This window comes from Mesorhizobium sp. LNJC391B00 (genome assembly GCF_000502535.1).
Classification (GTDB): Bacteria; Pseudomonadota; Alphaproteobacteria; order Rhizobiales; family Rhizobiaceae; genus Mesorhizobium.
This window is the reverse complement of record NZ_AYWI01000006.1, coordinates 457,060-468,630: the sequence shown is the minus strand read 5'-3', so window position 1 is coordinate 468,630 and position 11,571 is coordinate 457,060. Positions and strand designations below refer to the sequence as shown.

General features: G+C 64.4%; 11 protein-coding genes. 6 read left to right on the top strand and 5 right to left on the bottom strand.

Translation table 11 applies throughout. The features are described 5' to 3' along the window. Nucleotides 1-16: 16 nt before the first annotated feature. Nucleotides 17-898: a zinc ABC transporter substrate-binding protein gene (locus tag X750_RS147530; protein ID WP_023740093.1), complete on the bottom strand. Its 882-nt coding sequence runs from the start codon at nt 896-898 to the stop codon at nt 17-19. A 302-nt stretch (nt 899-1,200) separates the two neighbouring features. Continuing rightward, nucleotides 1,201-2,262: a maleylacetate reductase gene (locus tag X750_RS147535; RefSeq protein ID WP_023747844.1), complete on the bottom strand. Its 1,062-nt coding sequence runs from the start codon at nt 2,260-2,262 to the stop codon at nt 1,201-1,203. Nucleotides 2,263-2,571: 309 nt separating this feature from the next. Between X750_RS147535 and X750_RS147540 the strand changes: the two genes are divergently transcribed. From X750_RS147540 to X750_RS147565, 6 genes are all read left to right on the top strand, one after another. Next, nucleotides 2,572-3,456, top strand: coding sequence for an AraC family transcriptional regulator (locus X750_RS147540; RefSeq protein ID WP_023672497.1), 885 nt, complete (start codon nt 2,572-2,574; stop codon nt 3,454-3,456). A 228-nt stretch (nt 3,457-3,684) separates the two neighbouring features. Next, nucleotides 3,685-4,749 carry a sugar ABC transporter substrate-binding protein gene (locus tag X750_RS147545; RefSeq protein WP_023672498.1) on the top strand — a complete coding sequence of 355 codons (1,065 nt, stop codon included), beginning with the start codon at nt 3,685-3,687 and terminating at the stop codon, nt 4,747-4,749. Between the two features lie 152 nt (nt 4,750-4,901). Further along, nucleotides 4,902-5,726 (top strand): ATP-binding cassette domain-containing protein, encoded by an 825-nt coding sequence (locus X750_RS147550; RefSeq protein ID WP_023715131.1) that lies wholly within the window; start codon nt 4,902-4,904, stop codon nt 5,724-5,726. Beyond that, on the top strand, nt 5,723-6,982 hold the full coding sequence (locus tag X750_RS147555; protein ID WP_023672500.1) for an ABC transporter permease: 1,260 nt from the start codon (nt 5,723-5,725) through the stop codon (nt 6,980-6,982). Before X750_RS147550 ends, X750_RS147555 begins: the two co-directional genes overlap by 4 nt. A gap of 28 nt (nt 6,983-7,010) precedes the next feature. Further along, nucleotides 7,011-7,739, top strand: coding sequence for an SDR family oxidoreductase (locus tag X750_RS147560; RefSeq protein WP_023735452.1), 729 nt, complete (start codon nt 7,011-7,013; stop codon nt 7,737-7,739). A 147-nt stretch (nt 7,740-7,886) separates the two neighbouring features. Beyond that, a complete protein-coding gene (locus X750_RS147565) occupies nt 7,887-9,494 on the top strand; it encodes an FGGY-family carbohydrate kinase (RefSeq protein ID WP_023740091.1) in 1,608 nt (535 codons plus the stop codon). Nucleotides 9,495-9,504: 10 nt separating this feature from the next. Here the strand turns inward: X750_RS147565 and X750_RS147570 are convergent, their stop codons facing one another. The 3 genes from X750_RS147570 to X750_RS147580 are packed head-to-tail and all read right to left on the bottom strand — an operon-like array spanning nt 9,505 to nt 11,561. Continuing rightward, nucleotides 9,505-10,434: a phosphatidate cytidylyltransferase gene (locus X750_RS147570; RefSeq protein WP_023735450.1), complete on the bottom strand. Its 930-nt coding sequence runs from the start codon at nt 10,432-10,434 to the stop codon at nt 9,505-9,507. Nucleotides 10,435-10,454: 20 nt separating this feature from the next. Beyond that, nucleotides 10,455-11,123, bottom strand: coding sequence for a lysophospholipid acyltransferase family protein (locus tag X750_RS147575; RefSeq protein WP_023740090.1), 669 nt, complete (start codon nt 11,121-11,123; stop codon nt 10,455-10,457). 3 nt (nt 11,124-11,126) lie between these two features. After that, complete coding sequence (locus X750_RS147580; protein ID WP_023747842.1) at nt 11,127-11,561, bottom strand: hypothetical protein; 435 nt, start codon at nt 11,559-11,561, stop codon at nt 11,127-11,129. Nucleotides 11,562-11,571: the final 10 nt, after the last annotated feature.

Sequence of the window (11,571 nt, the reverse complement as noted above, 5' to 3'; positions counted from 1 at the left end):
TCATTCGCAGTCACATTCATTGTGTGCGGGCGGCGAGCGCCTTCTGGACCGCGTCGATCTGGCCGCGGAACCAGGTCTGGATCGTCTGGCCCGCCGGTTCCGTCTCGGTGACGCCGATGACAGTGACCTTATTCTGCCTGGCGATGTCGAGCAGCCTTGTCGTTGCCTCGTCGGTCACCTGCGAATTGTAGAACAGGATCTTGGCCGAGCCGTCCTTCAGGCTGTTTTCGAACGCCGCCACCTGCGTGGCGCTCGGCTCCGCATCGTTCATCAAAGCCACCTGGAAATCGTAGTTCAGCATTTTCAGGCCGAGCGCTTCCGCCATGTAGCCGAAGACCGGCTCGGTAGCCGTCACCTCGGTGCCGGCATAGGTGTTCTTGACGTCGGCGATTTCCTTGTCAATGGCCTCGAGCGAGGTCTGGAATGCCTTGAGATTGGCCTCGTAATGCGCTGCATTGGCCGGATCGCGTTTGGCAAGATCGGCGCTCAGCGCCTTGGCGATGGCCGGCAGCGTCGCCGGGTCGTACCACAGATGCGGGTTGTCGCCCGACTTCTTGCCGATCAGGTCGGCGGCGACGATGGTCGTGCGATCCTTGGCTGTCGAGGCCGACAGCAGCTTGTCCATCCACGGATCGTAGTCGGCGCCGTTATAGATGACGATCTTGGCGTCGGCGATGGTGCGCGCCGTCGACGGGCTGGTCTCGAACAGATGCGGATCGTCATCGGGATTGGCCAGGATGCTGGTGACGGCGACGTTGCTGCCGCCGATCTGGCGGGCAAGGTCGCCATAGAAATTCTCGGCCGCCACGATGGTCAGCTTGTCTTCGGCGCGGGCAGCCGTGCCGGTCAAAAGCGGCACCGCGACGAGCAGCGCGGCGAGAAAGGGAATGCGACGCATCCGTGGTCTCCTTGCAGTCTGAAATGTATGTCGCCGGAGAGGCGGGCTGTGTAACTGTATAACAGTAACAATATAACGTTTGCGTCGAAAACACGGCTGATGTCAATGGGCTTTTCGAGCCGCGCAGTTTTTCACGCGCACAAAAGCGTGAGCGGCCTGCGCCGACCAGGCGGAGCCACTCATGCCTGTCGGCTATATGCGAAAGGGCAGGCGATCGCCGGCACCGCGAGGCCGCCGCGAGCACACCGGTCGTGGCGGTATCCTGATGAATTCGCGGCGGGTAAGTTCCTTGCTTGCTGCCGTCAGTTTTGCGGACGCCTTCCCTCCCACGCGTCCTGCAACAGGGCGCGGATTGCGGCGCGGTCGAAAGGCCGCGGATTCCAGTATGGGTTCCTGGTCGCAATCTCAGCGGCGCGGTCGAGATCGGCCTGCATGAGGCCAAGTTCTTTCAATGTAAGGGGCGCGCCGACCGCCTTGGCGAAATCGTGGAGACCGCCGCCCGCACTGCCGCCAAACAAGTCGGCGACCGGCTTCAACAAATCGGGCACCGCGACGGCGTTGAAGCCGATCGTGTGCGGCAACATCACCGCATGGGTCTCGGCATGCGGCATGTCGAAAGAGCCGCCCAGCGTGTGACAGATCTTGTGATGCAGCGCCATGCCGACGGCGCCGAGCACCGTACCGCACAGCCAGGCGCCGTAAAGCGCATCGCTGCGTGCATCGATATTTCCAGGCTCCTTGGTCAACACCGGCAGCGCCGCCGTCATGGCGCGCAATCCTTCTTTCGCCATCAGGGTGGAAATCGGATGGCGATCCTGCGCGTAAAGCGCTTCGGCCGCGTGCGCCACGGCGTTGAGTCCTGACGCGACGCTCATCGCTATCGGCAGGCCGACGGTCAGCTCTGGATCGTAGATCACCACTTCCGGCAGGATCCTTGCGTCACGCATTGTGGTTTTTTCGCCGTTCTCGGTCTGACCGAGGATCGGCGTCACCTCCGAGCCGGCATAGGTGGTGGGGATGACGATCTGCGGCAGGTCGGTGCGCCAGGCGATCGCCTTGCCGAGACCGGTGGTAGAGCCGCCGCCAAGCGCAACAACGCAGTCAGCCTTGACCTCGGTCGCCTTGGCCATTGCCGTTTGGGTTACCTCGACCGGCGTGTGCATGGCGGCGCCCGAAAAGGTGCCGGCCGCCAGCGCGCCGAGGGACTTGGCAAGCGCCTCGCCGTCGGCAGCCCGATGCGGCGTCGACAGCACCAGCGCGCGGTTGCAGCCGAGCTTTTCGATCCAGGTGCCCACCTCGGACGACGCGCCATTGCCGAAGACAATATGCCCAGGGCTGCCGGAATAGGTGAACGTCCTTGTCATGCCGCTCCGCTCCCTTTGCATACTATCATTGTGACGGAGCCGAAATCGAGCGACCAGCTCTCGCTGCCGACGACATCGTTTGCGTCGTCACCGTCTCGCAAGCGGGGCCTGATCTCTCCCGCGTACTCGCAAACGTATCGCCTTGACCACAAAAACGTCAAAAAAGTATCAGTGAGGTGGACACACCGTGGTGGCGGCTGCATGAATTGCCGCCTAAGCTTCGATCACTGCAGAGAGCGGCAAACGCGGCCTGCGGGAGAGGGCACTGCAACTGGTCGCACGACCGGACCGGCGCCGGGAGGAACTGACATGAATCCGGACTTGGAAGTCGTCCAGATCAGACGCGGCGAGTCGTTCAAGGCCTGGGCCCACGGCTACCCCTTCCATACCGTGCGCTGGCACTTCCATCCCGAATACGAAATCCATCACGTCGTCGCCACCACGGGCCATTATTTCGTCGGTGACTTCATCGGCGAGTTCGAGCCCGGCAATCTCGTGCTCACCGGACCCAATCTGCCGCACAACTGGGTCAGCGACGTGCCGGCAGGCGCCAGCGTGCCGCTGCGCGGCCGCGTCGTGCAGTTCTCGCAAGAGTTCATTGCCGACGCCACCGCCGCGTTGCCGGAACTTGCCGGTTGTGAAAACATTCTCGAGCTCAGCCGCCGCGGCGCGCTGTTCTCCACCGCTACCGCCAAGCTCGCCGCACCTGTGCTGGCCGAACTGGTCGAAGCGCAAGGCGTTCGCCGCATCGCTTTGTTCATGGAACTGATCGATATTCTGAGCCGCGCCGCCGATGTGCGGACGCTCACCAGCGCCAGCTATCTGCCGGATCCCTCAGGCTTCATGTCGGCCGGCGTCAACAAGGCGCTTGCCTATATCAACGCCAACCTGACCGAGCCGTTCAGCGAAAGCGATCTGGCGGCGATCGCCGGCCGCAGCCCGAGCGCGTTTTCGCGCAGCTTCCGCCGCCATACCGGCATGGCGCTGGTGCAGTATGTCAACCGGTTGCGCATCAACCTCGCCTGCCAACTGCTGATGAGCGAGGCCGACATGCCGATCACCGAGATCTGCTATGCCGCCGGCTACAACAACATCTCGAATTTCAACCGCCAGTTCCTGACCCAGAAAGGCATGTCGCCTTCGCGCTTCAGGGCCCTGCTGGCGGAAAACATCAGCGCGGAGATTGCCGCCTAACAGGGAGGACCGGGAGGAGCCTAGACGTTTACTGAGGTAAGAACGCGGGGTGCGTTGGAGGCGCCCCGTGCTGGAGATCGCTTGTCCCGAAATCCAGGGATATCAAGGGGATGCGCAGCACGGATCAAGTGCTCCGTTGTTCCTCGCAACAGCCGACTGCAGTCAAGGCCCGGCGCCATGTGGTGTCCAGGGCTTCATGAAACCATTCCTTGAAACGGAGCTATCAAAATGACCAGATTTGCCTGGAAATCGACGGGAGCCATTGCGCTCACTCTGTCTCTTCTTGGCGGCACCGCTGCCTTTGCCGCCCCGGTTACCGACGCCACGGTCGCCTTCTTGATGCCCGACCAGGCCTCGACGCGCTACGAGCAGCACGACTATCCCGGCTTCGTCGCCGAGATGAAAAAACTCTGCCCCGGCTGCAAGGTGATCTACCAGAACGCCGATGCCGACGCCTCGCGCCAGCAGCAGCAGTTCAACTCGGTAATCTCGCAGGGCGCCAAGGCGATCGTGCTCGACCCTGTCGACTCGACCGCCGCCGCCTCGCTGGTCAAGCTGGCGCAGAGCCAGGGCGTCAAGGTCATCGCCTATGATCGCCCGATCCCGACCGCACCTGCCGACTTCTACGTCTCGTTCAACAATGAAGGCATCGGCAAGGCCATTGCCGACTCGCTCGTCGAACACCTCAAGGCGCTGAAGGTCGACCCGGCCAGCGGCGGCCTGCTGCAGATCAACGGATCGCCGACCGACGCGGCCGCAGGGCTGATCAAGAAGGGCATCCATTCCAGCCTCGACAACAGCGGCTACAAGATCCTTGCCGAATACGACACGCCGGAATGGGCGCCGCCGAAGGCGCAGCAATGGGCAAGCGGCCAGATCACCCGCTTCTCCACGCAGATCGTCGGCGTCGTTGCGGCCAATGACGGCACCGGTGGTGGCGCCATCGCCGCTTTCAAGGCCGCCGGTGTCGATCCGGTGCCGCCGGTGACCGGCAACGACGCGACGATCGCCGCCCTGCAGCTGATCATCGCCGGCGATCAGTACAACACCATCTCCAAGCCGAGCGAGATCGTTGCGGCGGCTGCCGCCAACGTCGCCGTCCAGCTTCTGTCGGGCGAGACGCCGAAGGCCGAAATGACCCTCTACGACACTCCTTCGCAGCTGTTCACGCCGGCGGTGGTGACGCAGGAAAACCTAAAGGCCGAGATCATCGACAAGAAGATCAACACCGCCGAAGAGCTTTGCGTCGACCGCTACGCCGAAGGTTGCAAGAAGCTCGGCATTACAAAGTGACAATGCAGGTCGCCCAAAAGTGCGCAGCGGTTTTGGGATAACGACATGCATAAAAGGATGACCTAGAATCCTGATCCTGCTTTCCGGCCGCCCTTGCGGTGGCCGGAAGTTCGCAGTCACTCTTGACCGCCCATCCGGAAAGGTTTGCCACCATGTCTGACATCTCTGACGGACCGGTTTCGGCAGGCGAGCTGGTGCTCAGCCTGCGCGGCATCTCGAAGAATTTCGGCGCCGTTTCGGCGCTCACCGATATCGATCTCGATGTCCATGCCGGCGAGGTGGTGGCGCTGGTCGGCGACAATGGCGCCGGCAAGTCGACGCTGGTCAAGATTCTGGCCGGCGTCCACCAGCCGAGCTCGGGCACCATCAATTTCCGCGGCAGGCAAGTGACGATGCCCGACCCGAGCGCCGCGCTGACGCTCGGCATCGCCACCGTCTTCCAGGATCTCGCACTGTGCGAAAACCTCGACGTCGTCGCCAACATCTTTCTCGGCAAGGAGATCAACCCGCTGCGGCTGGACGAGGTGGCGATGGAAATTCGCGCCTGGACGCTGCTCAACGAATTGTCGGCGCGTATTCCAAGCGTCCGCGAGGCGGTCGCCTCGCTGTCCGGCGGCCAGCGCCAGACCGTGGCGATCGCCCGCTCGCTGCTGCTCGACCCCAAGGTCATCCTGCTCGACGAGCCGACCGCCGCTCTTGGCGTCGCCCAGACGGCGGAAGTGCTGAACCTCATCGACCGGGTGCGCGAGCGTGGGCTCGGCGTGCTGATGATCAGTCACAATATGGAGGACGTGCGCGCCGTCGCCGACCGCATAGTCGTGCTCAGGCTCGGCCGCAACAACGGCGTCTTCGAACCCGACGCCTCGAACCAGGAACTGGTCAGCGCCATCACCGGCGCCGCCAACAATGCAGTGTCGCGCCGCGCCGAACGGCGCAAGGCCGCCGAACAAGCGAACAATCAGGAGCAGCGGCCATGAGCGCGGAGCCCAAGCAGGACACCTCCTCGTCGACGGCCCTCGACCGCAGCGACGTGCGCGTCAAGCACCAGGCCGGCGTTGGTGGCGCCATCAGCGCCTTCTTCGACCGCGTCCGCTCCGGCGACCTCGGCTCGTTGCCGGTCATCGTCGGCCTGGTCATCATCTGGAGCGTGTTCACCGCCCTCAATCCGGTCTTCGTCTCGTCGAGCAATCTGGTCAATCTCCTGTTCGACTGCTCGACCGTCGGCGTCATCGCGCTCGGCATCGTCTGCGTGCTGATGGTCGGTGAGATCGACCTGTCGGTCGGCTCGATCAGCGGCTTTGCCTCGGCCATGGTAGGCACGCTGTGGGTCAACCAGGGCTGGCCGGTGGCGCTCGCCATCCTCGCCGCAATTGCCGTCGGCGGTTTCATCGGCGCGCTCTATGCCTTGCTGTTCAACCGGCTCGGCATGCCAAGCTTCGTCTCGACGCTCGCCGGCCTGCTCGCCGTGCTCGGCCTGCAGCTGTATATTCTGGGCTCCACCGGCTCGATCAATCTGCCCTATGGCTCGAACCTGGTGAATTTCGGCCAGTTGCTGGTCATGCCGGACTGGCTGTCCTATGCACTGGCGGCATTGCCCGGCATCGTCATGCTGATCAGCGGCCTGCGCACCGTCAGCCGCCGCCGGGCCGTCAATTTGTCGGCGCCATCTGTCGGCGGCCTCATCGTGCGCGTCGCCGCCCTGACCATCCTGCTCGAACTGATCGTCGGCTATCTCAACCAGGCGCGCGGCATACCGTGGATGTTCGGCCTGTTCGTCGGCCTGGTGGTGGCGATGAACTATGCGCTGACCCGCACCCAATGGGGCCGCTCGATGACCGCCGTCGGCGGCAACCGCGAAGCGGCGCGCCGCGCCGGCATCAAGGTGCGCTCGATCTACCTCAGCGCCTTCGTCATGTGCTCGATGTTCGCCGCCCTCGGCGGCGTGCTGTCGGCGGCGCGGCTGGCCTCTGCCAGCCAGCAGGCCGGCACCGGCGACGTCAACCTCAACGCCATTGCGGCGGCGGTCATAGGCGGCACCAGCCTGTTTGGCGGCCGTGGCAGCGCCTATTCCGCGCTGCTCGGGATCATCGTCATCCAGTCGATCGCCAGCGGGCTGACCTTGCTCGATCTGTCATCGTCGCTTCGCTACATGATCACCGGCGCCGTTCTGGCAATTGCGGTCATCGTCGACTCCCTGGCACGCCGCTCGCGGGTTTCCCACGGCCGCGCCTGAACGCAACCGCAATCGATACGAGGATAGAATGGCTCAGGATTTGAGTGGAAAGGTCGCGGCGATCACCGGCGCCGCGTCGGGCATAGGCCTGGAATGCGCGAGAGCGCTGATTGCCGCCGGCGTTCGCGTTGTGCTCGTCGACCGCGCCGCCGACGCGCTGAAAAGCGTCTGCACCGAACTCGGTCCCAACGCGATCCCGCTGGTGATCGATCTGATGGAGCCGGCCAGCGTCGCGACGATGATGCCGCAAATCCTGGACAAGGCCGGCCAGCTCGATATCTTCCACGCCAATGCCGGCGCCTATGTCGGAGGCCCGGTGCTCGAAGGCGACCCCGATGTGTGGGACCGCATGCTGAACCTCAACATCAACGCGGTGTTCCGTTCCATACACGCCGTGCTTCCGCATATGGTCGAACGAAAGACCGGCGACATCATCGTGACGTCCTCGATCGCCGGACTGGTGCCGGTGGTCTGGGAGCCGATCTACACCGCCTCCAAGCATGCCGTGCAGGCCTTCGTCCACACGGTGCGCCGGCAGGTCGCCCCGCACGGCCTGCGCCTCGGCGCGGTGCAGCCGGGGCCGGTGGTGACAGCGCTGATCAGCGACTGGCCGAAGGACAAGCTTGAGGATGAACTGGCCAAGGGCGGCCTGATTCAACCGGTCGAGGTCGCCGAAGCCGTGCTGTTCATGCTGACTAGGCCGAGAAATGTCACTATCCGGGATCTGGTGATCCTGCCGCAGAGCAATGATTTGTGAGGCAGTAGGCATTAGGCAGTAGGGAATGGGGAGAGGCTCTTGCAACTGGCCGTTCACTGCCGACCATCTCGCCTACTCCCTACTCCCTACTCCCTACTCCCTACTGCCTACTCCCTACTGCCTACTGCCTAACTTCTGAGGTTTCCCATGTCCCACTTCCTCGGCATCGACGTCGGCACTGGCAGTGCCAGGGCGGGGGTGTTCGACAGCAAGGGCACCATGCTTGCCTCGGCGAAGCGCGACATCGCTCTGTTCATCGAGCCCGGCGAAATCGCCGAACAGTCGAGCGAGGACATCTGGCGTGCGGTTTGCGCCAGCGTGCGCGAGGCGGTGACCAAGTCGGGGCTCGCTGGGCGCGACATTGCCGGCATCGGCTTCGACGCCACCTGTTCGCTGGTCGTGGTCGGCAAGGACGGCGCGCCGTTGCAGGTCGGCAGTTCCGGCGACAGTCAGCGCAACATCATCGTCTGGATGGATCACCGCGCGCTCGACCAGGCGCAGCGCATCAATGCCGGCAAGCACGCCGTGCTCGACTATGTCGGCGGCACCATCTCGCCGGAAATGGAAACGCCGAAGCTGCTGTGGCTGCGCGAGAACCTGCCCGCCACCTTCGATGCGGCCGAGCATTTCTTCGACCTGACGGACTATCTGACCTGGCGCTCAACCGGCAGCCTGGCGCGCTCGATCTGCACGCTGACCTGCAAATGGACCTATCTCGGTCATGAGCGGCGCTGGGACGATGCCTATTTCCGTGCCATCGGCCTCGGCGCGCTCGCCGATGAAGGCTTTGCCCGCATCGGCACCGAAATCGTCGAAGGCGGCACGGCACTTGCCCAAGGCCTGACTGAGGCCGCCGCGGCCGATCTCGGCCTGCTGCCGGGAACGCCGGTTGCGGCCGGCCTGATCGATGCCCATGCCGGCGGCGTCGGCACGGTTGGCGGGCAGGGCTCGGTCGGCACCTTGCAGTCGCGCATGGCCTATGTGTTCGGCACTTCGGCCTGCACCATGGCCAGCACCAGCGAGCCGGCCTTCGTGCCCGGCGTCTGGGGCCCGTATTTTTCCTCGATGGTGCCGGGGCTTTGGCTCAATGAAGGCGGGCAATCGGCGGCGGGTGCTGCAATCGACCACCTCGTCGCTTTCCATCCGGCCACGGCTGAGGCATCCGCAAAAGCCAAGGCGGAAGGTCTCGGCCTGACCGCTTGGCTTGGTCAGCAGGCGGCGAAGCAGTCCGCCGACCTGTCCGCCGTAGCGCACCTGGCCGATGGACTGCATGTCGTGCCGGAATTCCTCGGCAACCGCTCGCCCTTCGCCGATCCTGAGTCCAAGGCCTTGATCGCCGGGCTTGGCACGGACACGTCCCTCGACAGTCTGGTCGCGCTCTATGTCGCCGGCCTGCTGGGCATCGGCTACGGCGTGCGCCAGATCCTTGCGGCGATGGCCAACAAAGGCATTGCCATCGACACCATCGTCGTCAGCGGCGGTGCCGCGCAAAGCGCGCTGGTACGTCAGCTTTTGGCCGACACCACAGGCCTGACCGTCGCCGGTTCGACCTCGCCCGAACCGGTGCTGCTCGGCTCGTCCATATTGGCGGCGGTGGCGGCGCAAAAATATCCCGATGTGATCGCGGCGATGACCGGCATGTCGCGCATCGGCGACATCTATCGCCCGGCCGGCGGCGATCTGGTGCCTTGGCACGACAAGCGCTTCGCCGCCTTCGAACTGTTGCAGCAGGCGGGCCGCGCGATCCGCGATTGAGCGGCTTCGCTCACGTCCAGAAATAGCGGACGATGTGGAAGAACACCGGCGCGGCGAAGACCAAGCTGTCGGCGCGGTCCATCATGCCGCCATGGCCTTCGATGAGGTGGCCCCAGTCCTTGACCCCCTGGTCGCGCTTGATCGCCGACGCCACCAGCCCGCCGAGGAACCCCATCAGGCAGGCAATGAAGGCGACGCCTGCCGCCGCCAGCGGCGAGAACGGCGTCAGGAACGACAAGAGCGCACCGAGCAGGCTCGATGCCACCAGCCCGCCGACCAGCCCCTCCCAGGTCTTTGACGGCGAGACGGAAGGCGACAGAAGGTGCCGGCCGAACAGCTTGCCGAAGATGTATTGCAGCACATCGCTGCCTTGCACGGTGATGATCAGGAAGGCGATCAGCAGGAGGTTGCGGCCCTCGAAACCGGGCACGTTGAGGGTCAGCAGCGCCGGCACATGGCTGACGCAGTAGACCGAGATCATGACCGCCCATTGCTGCGCGGACACGCGCTCGAGGAAGCGCTCGGTGTCGCCGTTGAGCGCGGTGACCGCCGGCATCAAGAGGAAGCAGTAGACGGGGATGAAAATGGTGAAGAGCCCGTACCAGGCGGTCCACACCAGCCAGTACTGGAAGGGAATGATGATGCCGAACATGCCGAGCAGCACCCAGTGGTCGCTGCGCCGGCTGTGCGTCAGCGTCACGAACTCGCGCAGCGCGGCAAACGAGATCAGCGCAAACAGGATGGTCATGCCGGTGCGGCCGAAGAAGAAGGCGACGGTGATCGCCAGCACCATCACCCACCAGGCGTTGATGCGCTGGTTCAAGTTGACGAGCGTCGAGGGCAACGGCTTCGGCGCCCGCCACGACAGGATGCCGGCAATGACGCTCGCCGTGGTCAGCACGCAGACAAGGCCGACCAGCAGGATGACGGTTTCATGCATCGGTGGAAGCGTGAGTGGCATCAGTCGTCTCGATCCGGACGCGGGTTGAGCGACAGCAGCGTCTGGCGCGCGCGCTCGAGGAAGGTGCGGCGTTCTTCGCCGGGCGCGATCGCCACCGGCGGACCAAAGACGACGCGGCACAGAAGCGGCACCGGCAGGAACTGGCCCTTGGGCAGCACGCGCGACATGTTCTCGATCCAGCACGGGATGAGTTCGACATCGGGCCGCGCGATCGACAGATTGTAGAGGCCGGAGCGGAACGGCAGCAGATCCGCCTCCGTCGTGTTGCGAGTGCCTTCGGGAAACAGGATCAGCGAGTGGCCGTCGTCGAGCACCGACAGCATGATCGAGATCGGGTGTTGCGTTTCGTCGGTCCACTGCCGGTGGATGAGCACGGACGACAGCATGTCCTGCGCGATGAAGCGGCGCAGCCGCGACTTGCCCCAATATTCGGCCGCCGCGATCGCATGGGTGCGGGCGCGCACCTTCTCGCTCAGACAAGCCGACAGCAGGATGAAATCACCATGGCTGGCATGGTTGGCGAAGTAGATGCGCTGCCGCTCCGACGGCTGGCTGCCGTTCCAGATTGGTCTGACGCCGGTTACCACCCAGGCCGCCGCCGACAGGCCGACCGACGTCACCGTCTGCAGCAAGGTGAAGGTGTTGGCGCGCAGGTGAAGTTTTGTCATGGCTCAAACAAATGCTGCGAAAAGGGATGCCGCAGCAAACATGGCGAGCGCCATGCGCTGCCTTGTCAGCAGGCGGCGCGTGCCTGCCATGCGATGGTCGAGCGAGCGGCCGCCGGCAGTGGTGGATTTCAGGCGCATGCGCGCCAGCACATCGTCGACCACGGCACCCCCGGCGGCCTCGCTGGCGTGGCTTGCCATCAGCCGGAACAGCAGCGCATCGAACAAAAGCAAGGCCGAAAGAGTCAGCGTGGCCACGGCGCTCGCCGCCGCGACCAGCCAGGCCGCCGCGGACAGCGCTGTCGTCTGCGGTCCGGCCACCAGGCCGATGACCGGCGCTGCCATCACAGCCGCGACCACCAGCAGGATCGGCCACACCGCCTGCACCATCAGTCCGGCGGCGAATATTTCGGCGTTCTCGGGAAAATTCTCGCCACTCATGCCGGCCAAC

Coding starts and splice junctions, on each gene's coding strand:
- X750_RS147530 (WP_023740093.1), bottom strand. CDS start 898: ATGCGTCGCATTCCCTTTCTCGCCGCGCTGCTCGTCGCGGTGCCGCTT.
- X750_RS147535 (WP_023747844.1), bottom strand. CDS start 2,262: ATGACAAGGACGTTCACCTATTCCGGCAGCCCTGGGCATATTGTCTTC.
- X750_RS147540 (WP_023672497.1), top strand. CDS start 2,572: ATGAATCCGGACTTGGAAGTCGTCCAGATCAGACGCGGCGAGTCGTTC.
- X750_RS147545 (WP_023672498.1), top strand. CDS start 3,685: ATGACCAGATTTGCCTGGAAATCGACGGGAGCCATTGCGCTCACTCTG.
- X750_RS147550 (WP_023715131.1), top strand. CDS start 4,902: ATGTCTGACATCTCTGACGGACCGGTTTCGGCAGGCGAGCTGGTGCTC.
- X750_RS147555 (WP_023672500.1), top strand. CDS start 5,723: ATGAGCGCGGAGCCCAAGCAGGACACCTCCTCGTCGACGGCCCTCGAC.
- X750_RS147560 (WP_023735452.1), top strand. CDS start 7,011: ATGGCTCAGGATTTGAGTGGAAAGGTCGCGGCGATCACCGGCGCCGCG.
- X750_RS147565 (WP_023740091.1), top strand. CDS start 7,887: ATGTCCCACTTCCTCGGCATCGACGTCGGCACTGGCAGTGCCAGGGCG.
- X750_RS147570 (WP_023735450.1), bottom strand. CDS start 10,434: ATGCATGAAACCGTCATCCTGCTGGTCGGCCTTGTCTGCGTGCTGACC.
- X750_RS147575 (WP_023740090.1), bottom strand. CDS start 11,123: ATGACAAAACTTCACCTGCGCGCCAACACCTTCACCTTGCTGCAGACG.
- X750_RS147580 (WP_023747842.1), bottom strand. CDS start 11,561: ATGAGTGGCGAGAATTTTCCCGAGAACGCCGAAATATTCGCCGCCGGA.